The 21,706-nt window shown below is 41.4% G+C and carries 20 protein-coding genes; 9 read left to right on the plus strand and 11 right to left on the minus strand.

Annotated elements, in window-relative coordinates; translation table 11 throughout:
- Positions 1–12: 12 nt before the first annotated feature.
- From sdhA to sdhC, 3 genes are read right to left on the minus strand one after another with little or no spacing between them, the layout of a single operon-like run.
- On the minus strand, positions 13–1,779 hold the full coding sequence (gene sdhA, locus C9J48_RS03140; protein ID WP_006231114.1) for a succinate dehydrogenase flavoprotein subunit: 1,767 nt from the start codon (positions 1,777–1,779) through the stop codon (positions 13–15).
- Entirely contained in the window at positions 1,780–2,127 is a 348-nt protein-coding gene (sdhD, locus tag C9J48_RS03145; protein WP_006231113.1) for a succinate dehydrogenase, hydrophobic membrane anchor protein, read from the minus strand.
- Positions 2,121–2,501 (minus strand): succinate dehydrogenase cytochrome b556 subunit, encoded by a 381-nt coding sequence (gene sdhC / locus C9J48_RS03150; RefSeq protein WP_006231112.1) that lies wholly within the window; start codon positions 2,499–2,501, stop codon positions 2,121–2,123. The genes sdhD and sdhC overlap by 7 nt, the downstream gene beginning before the upstream one ends.
- A 411-nt stretch (positions 2,502–2,912) precedes the next feature.
- Between sdhC and C9J48_RS03155 the strand changes: the two genes are divergently transcribed.
- Entirely contained in the window at positions 2,913–4,202 is a 1,290-nt protein-coding gene (locus C9J48_RS03155; RefSeq protein WP_006231111.1) for a citrate synthase, read from the plus strand.
- 130 nt (positions 4,203–4,332) lie between these two features.
- On the opposite strand, the gene C9J48_RS03160 is transcribed toward C9J48_RS03155, so the two are convergent.
- Together C9J48_RS03160 and C9J48_RS03165 are read right to left on the minus strand one after the other, a co-directional pair.
- Positions 4,333–5,091 carry a Nif3-like dinuclear metal center hexameric protein gene (locus C9J48_RS03160; RefSeq protein WP_006231110.1) on the minus strand — a complete coding sequence of 253 codons (759 nt, stop codon included), beginning with the start codon at positions 5,089–5,091 and terminating at the stop codon, positions 4,333–4,335.
- A gap of 159 nt (positions 5,092–5,250) precedes the next feature.
- Positions 5,251–5,457, minus strand: coding sequence for a DUF2517 family protein (locus C9J48_RS03165; protein ID WP_006231109.1), 207 nt, complete (start codon positions 5,455–5,457; stop codon positions 5,251–5,253).
- A gap of 115 nt (positions 5,458–5,572) precedes the next feature.
- Here C9J48_RS03165 and C9J48_RS03170 point away from each other — a divergent pair, with 115 nt between their 5' ends.
- Positions 5,573–6,391, plus strand: coding sequence for a DUF1853 family protein (locus C9J48_RS03170; protein WP_006231108.1), 819 nt, complete (start codon positions 5,573–5,575; stop codon positions 6,389–6,391).
- Between the two features lie 87 nt (positions 6,392–6,478).
- Here the strand turns inward: C9J48_RS03170 and pgm are convergent, their stop codons facing one another.
- Positions 6,479–8,125, minus strand: coding sequence for a phosphoglucomutase (alpha-D-glucose-1,6-bisphosphate-dependent) (gene pgm, locus C9J48_RS03175; protein ID WP_006231107.1), 1,647 nt, complete (start codon positions 8,123–8,125; stop codon positions 6,479–6,481).
- Positions 8,126–8,160: 35 nt separating this feature from the next.
- Entirely contained in the window at positions 8,161–8,697 is a 537-nt protein-coding gene (gene seqA, locus C9J48_RS03180; RefSeq protein ID WP_006231106.1) for a replication initiation negative regulator SeqA, read from the minus strand.
- Positions 8,698–8,801: 104 nt separating this feature from the next.
- On the opposite strand from seqA, the gene C9J48_RS03185 reads away from it, so the two are divergent.
- The 3 genes from C9J48_RS03185 to fldA all read left to right on the plus strand — a co-directional run bounded on the left by C9J48_RS03185 (position 8,802) and on the right by fldA (position 10,543).
- Positions 8,802–9,566: an alpha/beta fold hydrolase gene (locus C9J48_RS03185; RefSeq protein WP_006231105.1), complete on the plus strand. Its 765-nt coding sequence runs from the start codon at positions 8,802–8,804 to the stop codon at positions 9,564–9,566.
- Positions 9,567–9,629: 63 nt separating this feature from the next.
- A complete protein-coding gene (locus C9J48_RS03190) occupies positions 9,630–9,851 on the plus strand; it encodes a DUF2788 domain-containing protein (RefSeq protein ID WP_006231104.1) in 222 nt (73 codons plus the stop codon).
- A 164-nt stretch (positions 9,852–10,015) separates the two neighbouring features.
- Positions 10,016–10,543 carry a flavodoxin FldA gene (fldA, locus tag C9J48_RS03195; RefSeq protein ID WP_006231103.1) on the plus strand — a complete coding sequence of 176 codons (528 nt, stop codon included), beginning with the start codon at positions 10,016–10,018 and terminating at the stop codon, positions 10,541–10,543.
- Between the two features lie 58 nt (positions 10,544–10,601).
- On the opposite strand, the gene C9J48_RS03200 is transcribed toward fldA, so the two are convergent.
- Positions 10,602–11,135, minus strand: coding sequence for a DUF4442 domain-containing protein (locus C9J48_RS03200; protein ID WP_006231102.1), 534 nt, complete (start codon positions 11,133–11,135; stop codon positions 10,602–10,604).
- Between the two features lie 198 nt (positions 11,136–11,333).
- On the opposite strand from C9J48_RS03200, the gene fur reads away from it, so the two are divergent.
- Positions 11,334–11,780 carry a ferric iron uptake transcriptional regulator gene (fur, locus tag C9J48_RS03205; protein WP_006231101.1) on the plus strand — a complete coding sequence of 149 codons (447 nt, stop codon included), beginning with the start codon at positions 11,334–11,336 and terminating at the stop codon, positions 11,778–11,780.
- 117 nt (positions 11,781–11,897) lie between these two features.
- Here fur and glnS read toward each other — a convergent pair whose 3' ends face one another.
- The 3 genes from glnS to nagE all read right to left on the minus strand — a co-directional run bounded on the left by glnS (position 11,898) and on the right by nagE (position 18,233).
- On the minus strand, positions 11,898–13,562 hold the full coding sequence (gene glnS / locus C9J48_RS03210) for a glutamine--tRNA ligase (protein WP_006231100.1): 1,665 nt from the start codon (positions 13,560–13,562) through the stop codon (positions 11,898–11,900).
- A gap of 355 nt (positions 13,563–13,917) precedes the next feature.
- Positions 13,918–16,614 (minus strand): beta-N-acetylhexosaminidase, encoded by a 2,697-nt coding sequence (locus tag C9J48_RS03215; protein WP_373456032.1) that lies wholly within the window; start codon positions 16,612–16,614, stop codon positions 13,918–13,920.
- 128 nt (positions 16,615–16,742) lie between these two features.
- The gene (nagE, locus tag C9J48_RS03220) at positions 16,743–18,233 is read right to left on the minus strand and encodes an N-acetylglucosamine-specific PTS transporter subunit IIBC (protein ID WP_006231098.1); all 1,491 of its coding nucleotides are present in this window, start codon (positions 18,231–18,233) and stop codon (positions 16,743–16,745) included.
- Positions 18,234–18,489: 256 nt separating this feature from the next.
- Here nagE and nagB point away from each other — a divergent pair, with 256 nt between their 5' ends.
- Genes nagB through nagC form a run of 3 tightly spaced genes read left to right on the plus strand, consistent with a single transcriptional unit; the run spans position 18,490 to position 21,662 of the window.
- Entirely contained in the window at positions 18,490–19,290 is an 801-nt protein-coding gene (nagB, locus tag C9J48_RS03225; RefSeq protein ID WP_006231096.1) for a glucosamine-6-phosphate deaminase, read from the plus strand.
- Between the two features lie 17 nt (positions 19,291–19,307).
- Positions 19,308–20,444 (plus strand): N-acetylglucosamine-6-phosphate deacetylase, encoded by a 1,137-nt coding sequence (gene nagA, locus C9J48_RS03230; protein ID WP_006231095.1) that lies wholly within the window; start codon positions 19,308–19,310, stop codon positions 20,442–20,444.
- 3 nt (positions 20,445–20,447) lie between these two features.
- Positions 20,448–21,662, plus strand: a complete 1,215-nt coding sequence (gene nagC, locus C9J48_RS03235; RefSeq protein ID WP_006231094.1) for a DNA-binding transcriptional regulator NagC — start codon at positions 20,448–20,450, stop codon at positions 21,660–21,662.
- Positions 21,663–21,706: the final 44 nt, after the last annotated feature.

A 21,706-nucleotide genomic window follows, 5' to 3' on the forward strand; every position in this document is an offset into this window, starting at 1 on the left:
GTCTTCCCTTCCCTAGTAAGTACGCGCTTTCGGCGGGAACGCTTCGCGAGAAATCGGTTTCATATTTACATCACGCTTCGACATTTGCTCTGTCTCAGGGTTGTAAATTGAGTGACATAGCCAATTCTCATCATCACGCTCAGGGAAGTCGAAACGAGCATGTGCACCACGACTTTCTGTTCGGAAGTTCGCAGCAACAGCTGTCGCGTATGCAGTTTCCATTAAATTATCAAGCTCTAAACATTCAATGCGCTGAGTGTTGAATTCAGTCGACGTATCGTCTAGACGTGCATCTTTCAGGCGCTCACGGATAGCTTTCAGTTCTTCTAAGCCTGTCGCCATAGCCTCACCTTCACGGAATACCGAGAAGTTGTTTTGCATACAAGACTGTAAATCTTTACGGATTTGAACTGGATCTTCACCTTTTTGCGTATTGTTCCAACGATTTACACGCGCTAAAGATGCTTCAATATCAGATTCACTTGCAGGGCGAGCTTCAGATTGCGCAGAAAGCGTTTCACCTAGATGTAAGCCAGTCGCACGACCAAATACAACTAAATCAAGCAATGAGTTGCCACCTAAACGGTTGGCACCATGTACCGATACCGAGGCAATTTCACCACAAGCAAATAGACCCTGTACTTCTTCATCTTGACCGGCACTGTTTTGTTTTAGCGCTTGACCAGAAACCTGCGTAGGTACACCACCCATCATGTAGTGACATGTTGGGATTACTGGAATGGGCTCTTTCACTGGGTCGATATGTGCGAATGTACGCGACAATTCACAAATACCAGGAAGACGAGATTCAAGTACATCTTTACCAAGGTGATCCAATTTAAGCTTAAGGTGTGGACCCCATGGGCCATCACAGCCACGCCCTTCACGAATTTCAACCATCATTGAGCGCGCAACAACGTCTCGGCCAGCAAGATCTTTCGCATTAGGCGCATAACGCTCCATGAAACGTTCGCCGTCTTTATTCAGCAAGTAACCGCCTTCACCACGGCAACCTTCCGTCACTAATACACCAGCACCAGCAATACCCGTAGGGTGGAATTGCCACATTTCGATGTCTTGCATTGGTACGCCAGCACGAAGTGCCATACCAACACCGTCGCCAGTATTAATAAATGCATTCGTTGTTGATGCATAAATACGACCTGCACCACCAGTTGCTAAAATTGTCGCCTTCGATTTAAAGTAACAAGTTTCACCTGTTTCCATACAAATGGCGGTACAACCAAGAATTGCACCGTCTTGGTTTTTAACTAAATCAAGTGCATACCACTCAGAAAAGATAGTTGTTTTATGCTTGATATTCTGTTGGTACAACGTGTGAAGAAGTGCGTGACCAGTACGGTCGGCCGCAGCCGCTGTACGCGCAGCTTGTTCGCCACCAAATGCTTTAGATTGACCACCGAAAGGACGCTGGTAAATCGAACCATCTTCAAAACGAGAAAACGGAAGACCCATTTTTTCAAGCTCGATTACTGATTTAGGTCCGTTTTGACACATGTATTCAATGGCATTCTGATCACCAATGTAATCAGAACCTTTTACGGTGTCGTACATATGCCATTGCCAATTATCAGGATGCGAATTACCAAGAGCTACGGTAATACCACCTTGCGCTGACACAGTATGAGAACGTGTAGGGAAAACTTTAGACAACAAAGCACAGCTAAGGCCTTGTTCAGAAATTTGTAGTGCTGCGCGCATACCTGCACCACCAGCACCGATAACTACGGCATCAAACTCACGAACTGCAATGCTCACTTACACACCCCACACAATGAAGAAACCTGAAAACAGGTAAACAAAAAGTACAGCTACAACACCAAATTGAATGCCTGCACGCAAAGCAGCGCATTTAATGTAATCGGTCAATACTTGCCACAACCCAATCCAGGCGTGAACAAGAATCGAGAGTAACGCCAACATAGTGAAAACCTTAGTACTCAGTTGCCCCCAAAAGGCAGTCCAAGTTTCAAAACTAAGGTCAGGACCAAAGGCGATAAAACCGACCATATAAATGGTGTAAAGGGTTAGAATGATTGCGGTTGCGCGAATCAAGATGAAATCGTGGATACCATTACGGCCGACAGTGGATACGTTGTTTACCATACTAGGCCTCCAGCAAATACAGAAAGAACAGCAACAATTACAAAGCTCACTTTCGTGCTTGCAATGCCTGTTTCCATTTCTTCAAAATATCCCATATCCATTATTAGGTGACGAACACCTACAACAATGTGATAGAACAATGCTGTTAACACACCCCATAATATAAATTTCACAAAAAAGCTGTCAGCAATGCTGGCTGCGCTTGCAAAACCTTCAGGGGAAGATAAGGAAATATTCAATAACCAAAGTAAGATTGCAACAGAAACGAACGTAATAACGCCGGATACGCGGTGTAGGATTGACGCAATCGCAGTTAAGGGGAAGCGAATCGTCTGTAGATCAAGATTGACAGGTCTTGGCTTTTTAACTTTCACGGTGTTTGCCCACTCAGCTCCATTGAAGCATTTTATTTTTATAAAACTCCCCGGCCATCTGCTACGCCAGCGAATAAGTGCAACATATACGTAACGTTAGGTTGCCAGGTTGTTTTTACATCAAATATAAACACCCTTCAACCTAAGTAACTAATATTATTAATAACTTAAGCATTCGCTTCTGGCATTAGCATAACCAGAGACCTGCCGCGAGTATACGCCCCGTAACAACCAAACACAAACCTCGTTACATGACATCTAACACGCTTTTAGAAATTCACACCTTTTTATTTAAACTTATTAACAAGTGCACACAAAACAGCATCAAAATTGACATTTGAGCCAACGAAAGGTACAACAAAAGGAGGTCCGTATTGGATTAGGATTATAATAATAGCAAAGGAGATTGTTATGGCGGATAAGAAAGCGACTCTTCATATTGAAGGGAAAGCCCCAATTGAACTACCAATTCTTGGGGGCTCTCAGGGTCCAGATGTAATTGATGTGCGTAAACTTGGCGCTAACGGTTACTTTACATTTGATCCTGGTTTTCTAGCCACAGCATCATGTGAATCTCAAATTACTTACATTGATGGCGACAAAGGTATCCTGTTACACCGTGGTTACCCGATCGATCAATTAGCCAATAACGCTGACTACTTAGAAGTATGTTACGTATTGTTATATGGTGAAGTACCAACCCGAGCTCAGTACGAATCTTTCCGTACAACTGTGACGCGTCACACGATGGTTCATGAGCAAATTGCCAGCTTCTTCCACGGTTTCCGTCGAGATGCTCACCCTATGGCAGTTATGTGTGGTGTGGTCGGAGCGCTTGCAGCGTTTTACCATGATTCATTAGATATCAACAATGATAGCCACCGTGAAATCACGGCATTCCGTTTGCTATCAAAAATGCCAACCCTTGCTTCAATGTGTTACAAATACTCAATTGGACAACCATTTATCTTCCCTCGCAACGATCTAAACTATGCAGAAAACTTCTTGCATATGATGTTTGCGACTCCGTGTGAAGAGTATGAAGTAAGCCCAGTTGTTGCGCGTGCAATGGATAAAATATTTACCTTGCATGCAGATCACGAACAAAATGCTTCAACATCTACAGTACGTTTAGCTGGATCTTCAGGTGCTAACCCGTTTGCCTGTATTGCAGCTGGTATTGCATCGCTTTGGGGGCCAGCACACGGCGGTGCGAATGAAGCCTGCCTGAAGATGCTAGAAGAAATTGGCAGCGTTGATAAAATTGAAGAATATATAGAACGTGCGAAAGACAAAGAAGACCCGTTCCGTCTAATGGGCTTTGGTCACCGAGTTTACAAAAACTATGATCCGCGCGCTACAGTAATGCGTGAAGCATGTCATGAAGTACTTGAAGAGTTGAACATTGACGACCCACTATTGGACGTAGCAATGGAGCTTGAGCGTATTGCACTTTCTGACCCATACTTCATCGATAAGAAGCTGTACCCGAATGTTGATTTCTACTCAGGTCTAATCTTGAAGGCTATCGGTATTCCAGTTTCAATGTTTACTGTTATTTTTGCCATGTCTCGTACTGTTGGTTGGATTGCACACTGGAGTGAAATGCACAGTGACCCTGATAATCGTATCGGTCGTCCTCGTCAGCTTTACACTGGTGAACTACAACGTGAATTCAAGCCTCTTCATGAACGTGAATAGCATTGATTTAACGAATAATAGTTAATCATTAGAAATTAAAAAGGTTGAGCTATTTAGCTCAACCTTTTTTGTACTCATACCGCAGCGAGATTCTGGCTCTTAGTATTTATGCGTCGTTTAAAAGTAGAACTTATACCGGGTTATCAATATCGATAAACGTCACATCAAATTGATGCTCTTGCGCTAACCATTCACCTAATGCCTTCACGCCATAACGCTCAGTGGCATGGTGCCCAGCTGCAAAATAATGAATTCCTAACTCACGTGCAGTGTGAACCGTCCGCTCAGAAATCTCACCCGAAATAAATGCATCAAGCCCTTTTTGTGCCGCTAGATCAATATAATCTTGTCCACCGCCAGTACACCAACCCACAGTTTTAATATCAGCCGGTGCATTATCCCCAATATGCAAAGGCTCACGATGTAACCCGATAGAAAGTCGAGATGCTAATTCAGCACCCGTTATCGTTTTGTCGAGTTGTCCGTACATCGCCACCGAACGGGGATTACCATCTTCTAATCCACCAATCACTTCCAGTTCAAGCATTTGTGCCAATTTAGCGTTATTACCCAATTCAGGATGCACATCTAGCGGCAAATGGTAAGCATATAAATTGATACCATTTTCAATCAGCGCTTTAATACGACGAAATTTCATACCTCGAATTTCAGCGGGTTCACCTTTCCAAAAAAAACCGTGGTGAACTAATAATGCATCCGCTTTTTCTTCAATAGCACGCTCTATTAGGGCTTGGCATGCTGTTACACCTGTTATGATTTTTTTGACCTGAGTCTTACCTTCAACCTGAAGGCCGTTCGGGCAATAATCTTTAATTAAATGAGGGCTGAGCAATTCGTTTAATGCTGCTTCCAGTTTCAGATTATTCATTATGGCTTCCTGTTATGATCTTTCTACCCAAGTTATCTTGATTATAACTTTGAAAAGTAAAAGGTATACCCAAGCTACCTCAATATGCAGAATTCAGAGTGATCTCACCGTCTAGCCGCTTTTTCAATTGATAGAACAGAAATAATATACTTGAGCATCTCAATAAAGTTCTTTTGCGCCATGTTCGGTCTGTTTTAACCAAACAGGTTTATTACTGGTTTTAACCCAATAGCGATGTAAATAACTATAGATCCGAGAACGTGTTGATATAGGTAAAAAAATGACTATAGGAAAAGATAAAAGTCCGGCAAGTACAACAAAAATACGGCGAAGGATAATCTTAAAAAGCGGAAATGGTTTGTACATACAGCCTCCAAACTGGCCTAACCTGTATGTATTCTAAGCGATAACGTACAATTAAATATATGATTCAGCACAATAATTGAACGACTTCGTTTACTGAGTAATATAGGGGTTAGCCATGCCAGATATTGTCAACGACACAACCAGAGCAAAGCAATTCAGACGTGATATCTCTGCTGTATTATCATGCCCTACCCTAACCCTTGGCGTTAAATATCAAATAGATAATGAATGGCTAGAGGAACTACGTAAACACGCATCTATTCCCAGCTATGAGGCTTATAACGGAAATCAGCGGCTTGGCTTCTATTATCAATGGTTGTGGTTAAAGATTATTAATGCTCATTCAAATTATGAATTAGTCGCTGAAGAAATGCAGCTACAATGGGATAATCAAACCGTTGGCGCGATTGATTTTCTTGTAAGAAATAAGAAAAATAATAAACTAGAACATTGGGAAGTGGCAATAAAGTTCTACCTTGAACACCAAGGTAACTGGATTGGACCTAATGCCAAAGATCAATTAGACAGAAAAATTAACCGCATGAGCTGCCATCAACTTGAATTAAGTCACCATAATGCTTATCGCACTCAATACAATTCGATTTATGGGCAACCAGCGGTAAAGCGTCTTATTATGCAAGGGCGACGATTTAATCACGATGTAGCAACAAATCATCAATCTAGCATTGAAATTAACCCTAATAGCCTTACAGGAAAATGGTGCTTTCAGGCAGAGGCTAAAATAATGTCTACCAATAGTATGCAGCTAAGAGAACTTATTAAGCAGCATTGGATATCGCCACCCGCTTACGAAGAACTAACAGCAATATTAGATACGGCTTCGTTAGTACGACCAACACAGGCTGTTTCACCTGATAATCAAATATGGTATGTCGTACCCAATGAATGGCCATGGCATAAAAAAACGCCCTAGTATCCAATAGTAACAGTGGATAGTAGAGCGTTTATTGGTATCAATTATTGTTTGCTTTACACGCTAACAATAACGAAAAACCGTCTGTTATAAGCCAGCATCAGCAAAGACTTTACTTACAATTTCTTGTGCTTCTTTTTCGATAAGGCTTAGATGTTCTTTACCTTTAAAGCTTTCACAGTAAATTTTGTAAATATCTTCAGTACCAGATGGGCGAGCAGCAAACCAACCGTTCTCTGTTGTTACTTTAAGACCACCAATTGCTGCACCGTTACCAGGAGCATGAGTTAGTCGCGCAGTAATGACATCACCAGCTAATGTTTCAGCAGCAACCATCTCAGCAGATAGCTTGCTCAGTACCGACTTTTGTTCGCCATTTGCAACAGCTTGTAATCGGTTGTACTCAGAAGCGCCATGCTTAGCCGCTAACTCTTCATAATACTGCTGTGGGTTTTTACCCGTTACCGCAGTAATCTCTGCCGCAAGTAAACATAAAAGAATGCCATCTTTGTCTGTCGACCATGGTGTACCATTCATGCGAAGGAACGATGCCCCTGCACTTTCTTCGCCACCAAAGCCTAGTTCACCAGAATATAGACCATCAACAAACCATTTAAAACCAACAGGTACTTCGCATAAATCACGACCTAAATCAGCAACTACACGGTCGATCAATGCACTAGAAACCAATGTTTTACCAACAGCAACACTTTGGCTCCACTCTGGACGGTGACGGTATAAATAATCAATACACACAGCCAAGAAATGGTTAGGGTTCATCAAACCTGCAGGTGTAACGATACCATGACGATCATAATCAGGATCATTACCAAACGCTAAGTCATAGTTATCTTTATGCGCAAGAAGACCAGCCATTGCATATGGAGAAGAACAGTCCATTCGGATCGCGCCATCTTTGTCGAGTGACATAAAACGGAATGACGGATCAATGGATTCATTGATCAATGTTAAATCAAGACCATAATGTTGACCAATCTGACGCCAATATTCAATACCGGAGCCACCTAAAGGATCAACACCAATCTTAAGATTTGCTTTTTGAATCGCCGCCATATCAACAACATTCACTAAGTCGTCAACATAAGGTGCAACAAGTTCTTTTTCTACCACTAAGTCGCTAGCACGTGCCACTTCAATCGCAACACGCTTAACATCAACTAAACCGTTAGCAATAATTTCATTTGCGCGCTTTTCGATTGCAGATGTTAGCTCACCTTCTGCTGGGCCACCATGTACAGGGTTGTACTTGATGCCACCATCTTGCGGTGGGTTATGAGAAGGCGTAATCACGATACCATCAGCTTTATCAGCATTTGCCAAGTTATGGCAAAGAATGGCATGGGATACACCCGGTGTAGGGGTATAACCATTATCTTCTTGGATAACCACTTTTACATTATTTGCCACTAAGACTTCTAATGTAGAGGTAAAAGCTGGCTCAGATAAAGCGTGAGTATCTTTACCTAAGAAAAGTGGACCCGTTACACCTTTTTCAGCACGAACTTCAGCAACAGCTTGAGCAATAGCCCAAATATGATGCTGGTTAAACGTACCTTTATCAGCCGTTCCACGATGACCAGACGTGCCAAAAGCAACGTGCTGCTGTGGATTTGAAGCACTTGGCTCAATCAAAAAGTAGTTTGCAACTAATGCAGGAATATTATGCATATCTTCTTGCTGAGCACGTTGCCCAGCGCGAGGATGGATCGCCATGTACTTATCCTTGTAAAACGAAGGCATATTGCCAGTTAAATTACACCGCAAACTTTTTCTATGATGTCAGCGTTATAGTTCATTTTAACCATAAGCTGCTCAACCATTTGACGTTTACGATCAGTATTCGTATTCGTTATAACCCAGTAAGGCGTGCCTGGGATAGCCTTCGGCTTAGTCGTTTTACCACTCGCAAGTAAAGCTTCTTCGTTATCTGCAAAGTAAACGCGGGTACGACCTTTAATTGCCGCAGCTTCAATGAAGCCGTCAGAATCGATGCGATAAAGTGAAGATAAGATCATCATAAATCGACCAATGGCTTTATCTTGTACCGCAAACTCATCAGAAATCAGCAATGTTCGCATTTCTTTCACACGATCTAGTTTCTGCTCATTTCCTGCGTCTTTGCTAACAACAATACCTTTTGGACGTACTGGCACGACAACCTCAAGTTGCTGCTCTGCAGGTACCATTAACAAGCGACGCAAAATATCGGATGCACTTTCACCAATATGTTGGGTTTGACTTGCGATATAACGATATAGCTCTTCGTCTACCTCAATACTCTTCATCGTAGTGTTCATTATCGTTCCGTTTAAAAATCACAGCGCGATTATACCGTGATCCGAGGTTATACTCTACGGTAAATACCACACCTAATAAGAGAAAATAGTCAGTGAATCTTCATTATCGTGTTGAAGGCCAAGGAAAGGTGATCGTTTTGATCCATGGTTTGTTCGGAAGTTTAGATAATCTTGGGTTACTCGCTAGATCATTGAAAGATAATTATAAAGTGATCAGCGTGGATCTACGTAATCATGGTAAGTCTGCGCATACCGACACATTCACTTATCAAGATATGGCTAATGACGTGCTTGCCGTTATTGATGAATTGAATATTGAACAATTTTCGGTTGTTGGTCACTCTATGGGTGGAAAAGTAGCCATGGCGCTCAGTGAAGTAGCAACAACACGCCTTGAGCATTTGATGATTCTTGATATGGCCCCAGTGCACTACCATGTTCATCGACATGAAAATGTATTTGCAGGTCTACGCGAAGTCGCTAAGCATACCGTTAATAAGCGAAGCGAGGCTGATGTTTACCTCGCAAAGCATGTGCTTGAACCGGGCGTTCGTCAGTTTTTATTAAAATCATTTGCGAAAGATGGCGATAATTATAATTGGCGATTTAATGTAGAAGGATTAATTGCAAATTACGCTACAATCATGGGCTGGAATGATGTTTTACCTTTTGAAGGCAAAACATTATTCATAAAAGGACAAGAATCAGAATACATATTGCCCGAACACCGTGAAAAAATTGCTCAACAGTTCCCCCATGCTAAAGCGCACATGGTCGCAAACACGGGTCACTGGCTACATGCAGAAAAACCTGAAACCGTAAATCGTATCATTCTCAGCTTTTTGCAGCGTCCTTAACATTAACAGTGAGCGTCTGTCGTGATATAGTGCGCGCCTAGTTCGATAGTTGTAAGGGATGATGTGTTATACGAGTACATGGACTTGCTTGAATCTGTCGGGCTAGATTTGCTTTTTGCTTCGATATTTTTCTTTATTGGCATGGCGATTAAAGACGTATTAAAGCAAGGTAACGTTCCTCCTTTTGGTCGCAAGATCGTTTGGATGGTACTATTTCTAGGATGTGCTGGCTTTATCACCAAAGGTCTGATTCAGATCAGCTGGGAAGGCGCAGGCTTAGGCTAAATTTCAATAGCTTGATGTATTCAACCTACATCGAGTTATGCTCATTATTATGAGCACATGATGATCTCACGGTTATCACTAAACATTTCGGGTTTAATCCTGATCTAATTTATGTAAACCGTTAACGATAACGGTCAACAACTAATAAATGGGTAATCTCTACTATGGCGAGTGTTGGACTCTTCTTTGGTAGCGACACAGGCAATACCGAAGCTGTCGCGAAAATGATTCAAAAACAACTAGGTAAGAACTTAGTTGAAGTAAAAGATATCGCAAAAAGCAGCAAAGAAGATATTGATAATTTTGATCTACTGCTTCTAGGTATCCCTACTTGGTACTATGGTGAAGCACAGTGTGATTGGGATGATTTCTTCCCTGAACTAGAGAATATTGACTTCTCTACAAAGCTTGTTGCTATCTTTGGTTGTGGTGACCAAGAAGATTACGCAGAATATTTCTGTGATGCGATGGGCACAGTACGTGACATCGTTGAAGGACGTGGCGCAACAATTGTTGGTCATTTCTCTACAGAAGGCTTTGAGTTTGAAGCTTCTAAAGCACTTGTTGATGACAACAACTTTGTTGGTTTATGCGTTGATGAAGACCGTCAACCAGAATTAACTGACGAACGCGTTGAAAAATGGGTTAAGCAAATTTTTGAAGAAATGTGCCTTGCTGAATTAGCAGACTAATCAATTTGCTCCTATATTAAAAACGCGCTTTAAGAGCGCGTTTTTTTATATCTCTACTTTATACTGCTTCGCTTTGCACTTCAGCACTCGCCTCTTCCAAAGAATTATTGCCATTACCACTTTCTATCGGACGATATTTAGGCTTTTTACGTATATACAATACTCGTCGAACTGTAGACACTACTTCACCTTTATCGTTATGCACATTAACAACAAACTCGGGAAAATATTTATCACCGTTTGACGTATTGTGTTTGATGTTTTTCACACAATCGTCAGAAATAATGAAGCTAGCTGTTAAATCTGAATCACCAGGTTTTAGGAAGTTAATATCAGCTTGTTTATCCCAAACAAAATACTCTTTCCCTAATATCCCCATTAACATCAGGGCGTAAACAGGATCAGTTAGTGAAAAAATACTCCCACCATATTGGGTACGATTAGCATTCTTATTCCACCACCTTAGCTTCAACTTAATTTTTACACAGCGAAAGTCGTCGCTGATATGAACGATTCGAATGCCAGCCCCCCAAAATGGTGGCCAAATATTCAACGCAGATCTCACAATTCGAGGTGTATAATACTTAAACACAGTCTTAATCCTTATTGACTGGTACGATGAGGCATTCTATACATTTTTTTAACATTTTTACAAACTAAAGAAAATTTGCATAACTCATAGATTCATTGCCGTTTAAGGTTTATTGTTATCTTATCGTCCCTTATAATGAACAGATATGGGGAAAGACTACTGCATTTTATTTTTGCAGGTAGCCAATAGGAAACTCAGATGTCAGATAATAATCACGCACTTAAGCAAGCAGGCTTAAAAGTCACACTTCCTCGTTTAAAAATTTTGGAAGTGTTGCAACAACCTGATTGCCAACATATCAGTGCGGAAGACTTGTATAAGAAATTGATCGATATCGGTGAAGAAATTGGTCTTGCTACAGTTTACCGAGTATTAAACCAATTTGATGATGCTGGCATTGTTACACGCCACCACTTTGAAGGTGGTAAGTCTGTTTTCGAATTAGCAACTCAACATCATCACGATCACTTAGTTTGTCTCGATTGTGGCAAAGTTATTGAGTTTTCTGATGACATCATTGAAGAACGTCAGAAAGCAATTGCAGCTAGCTTTAATGTTCGCTTAACAAATCACAGCCTATATCTTTATGGCCACTGTATTGAAGGCGACTGTAATTCAGACCCAAGCCTTCACGACGTTAAATAAGTATTAGAGCATAAATCCTTACTTCTGCTGATACACAGTAAGCATAAAAAAACCAGCCAAATGGCTGGTTTTTTATTAAACAAATAAAGCCGACTATTCAATCCGCTTTATTGGTGATTAATCACCAATCTTTGCCCATGTATCACGTAAGCCTACTGTACGGTTAAAGACTAGTTTCTCTGCTGAAGAGTCTTTATTATCAACACAGAAGTAACCAGTACGCTCAAACTGAAGCGCTTTTTCCGCTTCTGCTGTTTTTAAGCTTGGCTCAACAAAACCATTAAGTACTGTTAACGATTCAGGGTTAATCACAGAAACAAAGTCATCTGATGCTGCTGGGTTAGCAACAGTAAATAGGCGATCATAGAGACGAATTTCTGCAGGTAAACCAGCATCTGCAGATACCCAATGAATAACACCTTTCACTTTACGACCATCAGATGGATTCACACCTAATGTTTCATTATCGTAAGAACAGAAAATGGTCGTAATATTACCTTCGGCATCTTTTTCGATACGTTCAGCTTTAATTACGTAAGCGCCACGTAAGCGCACTTCTTTTCCTAACACTAAACGTTTGTATTTCTTGTTCGCTTCTTCGCGGAAATCTTCACGTTCAATCCAAATTTCACGCGTAAACGGAACTTCACGCGTACCCATTTCTGGTTTATTTGGGTGGTTACTCACTGTTAATACTTCAGCATCACCAGTAAAGTTTTCAATCACAATTTTAACAGGATCAAGAACGGCCATTGCACGTGGTGCATTCTCATTCAAATCATCGCGAATACATGATTCTAATGAACTCATTTCGATGGTGTTTTCTTGCTTAGTAACACCAATACGTTTACAGAACTCACGAATAGATGCAGACGTAAAGCCACGACGGCGTAAACCAGAAACAGTTGGCATACGTGGATCGTCCCAACCAGACACCAAGTTATCAGTGACTAATTGATTAAGCTTACGCTTAGACATTACCGTATATTCAAGATTTAAACGGCTAAACTCGTACTGGCGAGGTTGGCAATCAATCGTAATATTATCCAAAACCCAATCGTATAAACGACGGTTATCTTGGAACTCAAGTGTACAAATCGAGTGCGTAATGCCTTCTAGCGCATCAGAAATACAATGTGTGAAGTCGTACATCGGGTAGATACACCACTTATCACCTGTTTGGTGATGAGTCGCGAAGCGAACACGATAAATAACAGGATCACGCAGCACCATAAATGATGAAGCCATATCGATCTTAGCGCGAAGAGACATAATGCCTTCTTCAACTTCACCGTTCTTCATTTTTTCGAACAGTTCAAGGTTTTCAGCAACACTACGATCACGGTATGGGCTTGGTTTACCTGGCTCTGTTAAGTTGCCACGGTATTCACGCATTTGCTCTGGACTTAGCTCATCAACATACGCTAAGCCTTTATTAATTAATTCAACTGCAAACCCGTATAGCTTATCGAAATAGTTTGATGAATAACAAATCTCACCACTCCAATCAAAGCCCAACCAGTTAACATCGTTCTTAATTGACTCAACGTATTCGATGTCTTCTTTTTCAGGATTAGTGTCGTCGAAACGTAAATTACATTGACCCTGATAGTCCTGAGCAATACCGAAGTTCAAACAAATAGATTTAGCATGGCCGATATGCAGGTAACCATTCGGTTCCGGCGGGAATCGGGTATGAACGCTTTTATGTTTGCCACTATCTAAATCCGCATCAATAATTTGGCGGATAAAGTTAGTTGGACGAGCTTCAGATTCACTCATCTATTACACCTCGTGTGCTTACAGGATTTTAGAACTGACTATGATCCATAAATATGGGTCACGACTCAACAATTAGTATGCTTTGTTTACCAATATATATAAAAAAACCCCGCAGAAGCGGGGTAAATAGAACTATTACACTTTTTATGACCCTAAATGAAGGTCAAAACAACAACATTCCAATCAGGAATTCACATGAAGGATGAATTACCGAATCCTTAAATCTGACAATCTAAGGTACGAAACTACAACAGCAGCTTCTTAATAAGCTCTGGGGGGAGCTTATTAAGAAGCTGGCGAGAGAACCTCTCTCGCACAACTTTATTTTAAATCGTTAATCGGAACTTTCATTAAATTACAACGATGTTACTCGACTAAAGCGTAAACCATTCGCACTCACGGCACGCACCGATACATCACCCGAAATTACCGGCTGAGTATCATGGTTATAAGTATTCCAGTTATCACCGCCATCGGTTGAATACTGTAGTTTAAGACCAGGCATACTCACATTCATTTGTAATCTGCCGTTTTCAATTTTCGCTCCAGGAACGGGAACGCGATATTGAATACCTGCCGCATCTAACTTCGCCAATTCACGCTGACCTAATACATTGGCAAAACGTGCCCACTCAGCATTAAGCGCACCTTTATTCACTAAGTTTGTTTGCTGTGAATACTCAACACCGGCTTTGTAGTCCACCTCCCAATCAGCTTTATGCCAAGCACGCTCTGCAGCCGCTAGAACACGTGGGAATACCATAAATTCATATTGTTCATCGGTACGTACGGTTTCACTCCAAAGTTGAGCAGATAAGCCATAGAAGCCTTTGTATTCTGCTGTGCCTTTGCTTGCAAAACCGTTACCATCACGATCGAGTGATGTTTCTGCATTTTGCGGTAAGTTTTCTGGTGCGAAACCAAACATTTTACGCGTATCTGTCGCGCGTGTTGCCCAGTAGTAGCCTCGCTCTTCTGGATCCACTTCGTATGGCATATCCATGTAAACATAATCAGGGCTAGATATGATTAGATCGTAACCTTTAGCTGACCAATCATAAGCTGAAGCACCGCCGCCCCAGTAAAGAACATCCCAGAAGTTCACGCGCACATTATCGGTTGCGAAAGCTTCGGCATCCTTTGAGTACTTCAAGCCATCTTGCCATGCTTGGAAATTTTCAATACCTTGATCTGCCACTAACTGGCTAACACGCTCAGCAAAGTAACTTGGCAAGTGGTCGTAATCTGCCACGGTACCGTCATTAATCGTTTGCTGGCACATTGGTGATTTTGCAAATGGCTTATCTTGTAGAGATAGGTCAAGATCGCCCTTCCAAGCCACTTTCTCTGCCGAGTTTATATCTTGGAAGCCAGCACCTTGTTTAATGTTTTTGGCCTCATCACCACCGAAGTGCCACGTATTTAGAGGCATGCCTGCAGCTTTGTGCATTGCAGCCATTTCGGTGATCACTTTATCGACGAAAGCAACCGATGAATCCATACATGGGTTAATGAAGCTACGCTTGTCATAAAATTGCACTGTCGTCACATTGGATGTGTCTTGCGGATCCATCAAACGATATTGATTGGCTGCTTCTATATCACCCGTAGCAGCTAAACGCTTATAACGTGCTTCCATTGACACTACCGCAGCACGAGCGTGCGCAGGCATATCAATTTCAGGAATCACTTCAATACCGCGTGCCTTCGCGTACATTAAGATATCAATGTAATCTTGCTTCGAGTAGAAACCAGATCCAAAGTTATCTGATGTTGGGCCAGAGCCTAACTGAGGCAACACACATTGTATTTCTGATAAATCATGACAACGATTAGAACCGATATCTGTTAGTTCAGGTAAACCAGGAATTTCGATACGCCAACCTTCATCATCCGTCAGGTGAAAGTGGAATTTGTTCATCTTATACGCTGACATTTGATCTAACGTACGAAGAATGGCCGCTTTAGAGTGGAAATGACGACCGACATCAACCATTACACCACGATAATCAAAGCGTGGAGCATCAGTAATTTTAACCGTTGGAATCGTATTCTTATCACCCGTTGTCATCAATGCGATCAACGACTGCATACCGTAGAAAGCACCTTGGTAATCATAACCAACAATGTAAGTCGCATCTTTACGGACATCTAACTGGTAAGCGCCTTCAATTTTTTGTTCTTTGGTAAATCGCGTTGGGTCTAAAGTCACTTTTACCGCATATTGACCTTCAGTATTTACTCCTAACATCTCTAAGCGATCATTTAGCGCAACCATCATGCTACCTGGAATCGCTTCATTTTCGATATTAATGCCGCCAGCTAATGATATTGATTCACCCGTTAGCTGAGTACTCAAAGGCGTAGGAATAATTGATCCCGCAAGATCTTCTTTTACAATTAGATTAACGTCGTTATTTTTTTCGAAACGAGACTGAGCAGTAGCCAATACATTATTGTCATCAGGCGTACGCTTCCAATTATCACCAGAAATAGGTGTTAAGTATGCAGATGGATCTTCAGCATCAGTACTTTTGATTGTTTTAGGCTTGGCATCACCCGATACAACATAAGCACGAGGCATATAATCATTTTCAAATAACGTCCAGTACTCACCGATGTAAGGAATAACGACTGTTTCACCTTCAGCAAAGCCATCAAACTTATCGGTTGGTTCTAGCGTGTGTAAGTCACCTGTGACATGCGTGATTTTAAATTGGTCATTCTGAACATCCAAAATCATACGAATACTGTGGAAATAGATAGTCCAATCTTTACTATCAACAGCAGGACCATTATTTACTAGCGTCAAATTAATTAAATCGCACGATGCCCACTCTGCATTTAAGTCCTGACATTTCAGCCCATCATTTGCACCGTGATTTGTAACAAGTTCATAATTAACATCAAGATTCTCGGCAAGGTTGTTTACAATATTTTGTTCAGGCGAACCTTGTGATGCACACCCTGTTACTGCTAATGCTATAACAGATGCTAGCGCAGTTAATTTAAAAGAAATAAAGCTCATGATTTGTCTCCCGAAGCCCCCCATAGAGGGGAATTTTAATCGAGGCCTAAAAGTTAGGCACTCAAAAGAACGGTCTCCTATTCTCTTAGAGAATGTGGAGACCGTTTAATTTAAAAATAAAGCTTTGTTACGTTACTTAAGAATTTAAGTAATTAAGGCAGTTTTACAGCAGATAGGTCTTCTGAAGCTGGGATACGTTTCATTTCGCCAGCAACGATTTCAGCAAGAGGACCAAGGATAACCTGTAGGTTGTTTGAACCTAATTTAACCACACCCATTGCACCTAGCGCTTTTAGTGTCTTTTCATTAGCAAGACTGCTGTCTTTCAATGTTAGACGTAGACGCGTGATACATGCATCGATGTTTTCAAGGTTACCGTGACCACCAAGTGCTTTAAGGTACTGCTTAGCAAGCTCACCCGTTTCTTTTGAACCAGTCACACCGCTCTCTTCTACATCGTCATCTTCACGGCCAGGAGTCTTAAGGTTGAACTTAACGATAACTGTACGGAAGATTGCGTAGTAAAGACCAAAGAACACGAAACCTTGAAGAATTAGCATGTACCAGTTAACAGCTAGCGGGTTACGAGTAGATAGAACCATATCTACTAGGCCAGCTGAGAAGCCGAAACCAGCAATCCACTGCATTGATGCTGCAATGTAAACAGACAGACCAGTTAGTACTGCGTGAATAACATATAGCGGCGGAGCAAGGAACATGAATGCAAATTCTAGTGGCTCAGTAACACCTGTAAAGAATGATGCGAAACCTGCAGCAATCATGATAGATGCTACTTTTTCTTTATTCTTTGCTTTAGCCGTGTGGTACATCGCAAGAGCTGCACCAGGTAGACCAAACATCATGATAGGGAAGAAACCAGCTTGGTACATACCAGTTATACCTGGTGTAGCTGTACCTTCAGCGATTGATTTAGCACCACCAAGGAAGTTAGGAATATCATTAATACCTGCAACATCAAACCAGAATACTGAGTTTAGTGCGTGGTGTAGGCCAACAGGGATTAGTAGACGGTTGAAGAATGCATAGATACCTGCGCCTGCTTCACCCATTCCTTGAATACTTTCACCAAAGCTAACTAAGCCACCGTAAATTGCAGGCCATAAGTACATAAGTACGAAAGCAATAAAAATACCAGCAACAGACGTTAGAATAGGTACTAAACGTTTACCAGAGAAGAACGCAAGTGCTTTATGCAGTTCTACTGTATAGAAACGGTTGTAGATTTCAGCAGATACGATACCAACAAGGATACCAACAAATTGGTTGTTGATTTTACCAAAGGCAGCAGGTACTGCGCTTGGGTCGATACCTTGAATTTGTGCTACTGCACCAGGCGCTAGAAGCGTTGTAACAACTAGGTAACCAACGAAGCCAGAAAGTGCCGCTGCACCGTCTTTGTCTTTCGACATACCGTACGCAACACCAACGGCGAATAGTACAGACATGTTATCGATAATTGCGGCACCAGCCTTAATCAAAAAAGCCGCAAGTGCACTGTTCGCACCCCAACCATTTGGATCAATCCAGTAACCAATACCCATTAAAATTGCAGCAGCTGGTAGCGTTGCTACCGGCACCATTAATGCTTTACCTACTTTTTGAAAATATCCAAGAATATTCACCCTTAGTTCCCCCTATGGTTTTCTTAGAATTTGAAACAGACAACTTTATTCTGCTATCTGATTAAGTCCTTTGCAGTTTAAGAAATTAATTTCGCTCCGCAAATTAAAAGGTCATCATTTGTGATCTCAATCACCTGAACAGCCAAGATCTAAACGAATTTGCTAGCCCGATCATAAAACTTATTTTATTATTCGAAACAAAGGCGATATGTCGTTAAGATTTTTTTGATTTAACAATTACCGATGAGGTGTCAGGGTGAGATTAATACCACTTAATAATGCGAAAGAAGTAGGTTTGTGGTCAGCACGCTATATCACTGATCGTATTAATAAATTTAAGCCTACAGCAGATAAACCGTTTATTTTAGGTTTACCTACAGGCGGAACTCCTCTCACAACTTATAAGCGTCTTATTGAGCTTTATGAAGCTGGCGAAGTAAGTTTTAAGCATGTTGTGACATTTAACATGGATGAATACATTGGTATTACCGCCGACCATCCAGAATCTTACCGTAGTTTCATGTATAACAATTTCTTTAATCACATTGATATTAAAGAAGAAAATATCAATTTACTTAATGGTAATGCAGACGATGTTGATGCCGAATGCCAACGTTACGAGGCTAAAATTAAATCGTACGGGCGTATTCATTTATTCATGGGCGGTGTCGGAAATGACGGTCATATCGCATTTAATGAGCCAGCGTCTTCATTAGCATCTCGCACTCGAATCAAAACATTAACGCAAGATACCCGCATCGCGAATTCTCGTTTCTTCGACAACGATATAAATCAAGTACCTAAATATGCATTAACTATCGGTGTCGGTACTCTGCTTGATTCAGCAGAAATCATGATTTTAGTGACAGGTCACAATAAAGCATTGGCACTAGAAGCCGCTGTCGAAGGTAACGTCAACCACCTATGGACGGTATCAGCGCTTCAGTTACACCCTAAAGCATTGATTGTTTGTGATGAGCCTGCAACACAAGAATTAAAAGTAAAAACAGTTAAGTACTTCCAAGAGTTAGAAACTCAAAATATTAAAAATCTTTAACAAAAAAGGACATGTTCATGTACGCGCTTACCAATTGTCGCATTTTTACCGGTAGCGATGTGCTGAATAACCACGCTGTCATCATTGACAGCGTGAGCATTCACGCTGTTTGCCCGGTAACAGAATTACCAGAAAATATTGAACTCGTTGATTTAGACGGTGCTAATCTAACACCTGGTTTTATTGACCTACAACTCAACGGTTGTGGTGGTGTAATGTTTAATGATGAAATTAATGCAGAGACAATTCACACCATGCACCGTGCTAACCTTAAATCAGGTTGTACAAGCTTCTTACCTACGTTAATCACATCTTCTGATGAAGATATGAAAGCAGCCATTGCAGCGACACGTGACTATCAGAGCCAACATGAAAATCATTCTTTAGGTCTTCACCTTGAAGGTCCCTATCTGAATGTGATGAAAAAAGGCATTCATTCTGTTGATCATATTCGCCGCTCTGACAGTGCAATGATTTCAACAATTTGTGAAAATGCCGATATCGTAACTAAAGTAACTTTGGCACCAGAACAAAATGCGCAAGAGCATATTGAACAACTGGTTGAAGCTGGTGTTGTCGTGTCAGCTGGGCATACAAATGCAACGTATGTAGAAGCCCGAAAAGGCTTTGCTGCTGGCATTAGTTTTGCCACACACCTGTTTAATGCGATGACACCAATTGCGGGACGTGAGCCTGGTATGGTTGGGGCTATCTACGACACACCTGACGTATATACCGGTGTAATTGCAGACGGTTTTCATGTCGATTATGCGAATATTCGCATGGCACATCGTATGAAAGGTGAGAAACTTGTTTTAGTCACCGATGCAACTGCACCCGCAGGAGCAGACATGGATCACTTTATTTTCGTCGGTAAGAAAGTATATTACCGTGATGGCAAGTGTATTGATGAGAATGGTACACTTGGAGGTTCGGCACTAACCATGATAGAAGCGGTTAGAAACAGTGTCGAACACGCAGGTATCGCTCTGGATGAAGTGATTCGCATGGCTACCCTCTATCCAGCACGAGCTATTCGTGTTGATGATAAATTGGGAGCAATCAAAAAAGGCATGGTTGCTAACTTTGCTATTTTCGATCGCGATTACAACATTCGAGCGACTGTTGTTAACGGTGAATACGAGCAGAATTAAAATATGACAGGCGGACAAATTGGTAATGTAGATCTGGTTAAACAGCTTAACAGTGCAGCTGTTTACAGATTAATAGACTTGCAAGGCCCTATATCACGGATTCAGGTTGCAGACGTGAGTCAGCTTGCGCCTGCAAGTGTTACTAAGATTACCCGCCAGTTGCTTGAGCGCGGCTTAATAAAAGAGGTCGCGCAACAAGCCTCTACCGGTGGTAGACGTGCTATTTCGCTGACAACTGAGTCAGCCGCTTTCCACTCCATTGCAATTCGCCTTGGACGAAATTATATCGAGATTACGCTGTATGACCTCAGTGGTAAGCATATTACAAGTGCTGCGCATAATTTCTATTACACGACCCAACAAGAACTGACAGATGGATTATTAAGCCATATTCGTCGGTTTATTTCCGGTAATCAGAACGTAATAAAAGAACTTGTTGCTTTTGGTATTACACTGCCAGGTTTAATTAACCCTGAAAAAGGCATTGTTGAATACATGCCTCATATCGATGTCGATAATTTCCCATTAGCAGGTACAATCAAAGATAATTTTGGTGTGATTTGTTTTGTTGGCAATGATATCAGAGGCTTAGCACTTGCTGAGCATTACTTCGGCTCAAGCAAAGACTGCAAAGACTCAATTCTTGTCAGTATGCACCATGGTACTGGTGCCGGTATTATCGTTAATGGTCAGGTATTTCTTGGGTTTAATCGTAACGTTGGTGAAATCGGACATATTCAAATCGACCCTCTTGGTGATAAATGCCAATGTGGTAACTTTGGTTGCTTAGAAACAGTAGCTTCAGATCCTGCAGTTGTTACACACGTTCAAGCACTTCTAGATCAAGGCTATCCAAGTAGCTTACAAGAGTTAGATGGCATTACGATGCTGTCAATTTGTGAGGCGGCAAACAACGGTGACGAACTTGCAAGCCAGGCATTAATTAAAGTGGGGAATCAGCTAGGCAAAGCCTTAGCGATGACAATCAACTTATTCAACCCTCAAAAAATAGTGATCGCGGGTAATATTACTCAAGCAAAAAAGGTGGTTTTCCCTGCTATCCGACGTTGCGTTGAAACTCAATCACTTTCTACATTTAATAAAGACTTACCAATCGTTGCATCGGAGCTATACAACCAACCTACCATTGGCGCTTTCTCTATGATTAAGCGTGCTATGCTAAATGGTGTACTTCTACAACGACTATTAGAAGACTGATAGTGCTCATAAATTAATGCTGACTTAATATAGCTAATTAATTT

The organism is Photobacterium profundum, from assembly GCF_003026285.1.
Lineage (GTDB): Bacteria > Pseudomonadota > Gammaproteobacteria > Enterobacterales > Vibrionaceae > Photobacterium > Photobacterium profundum.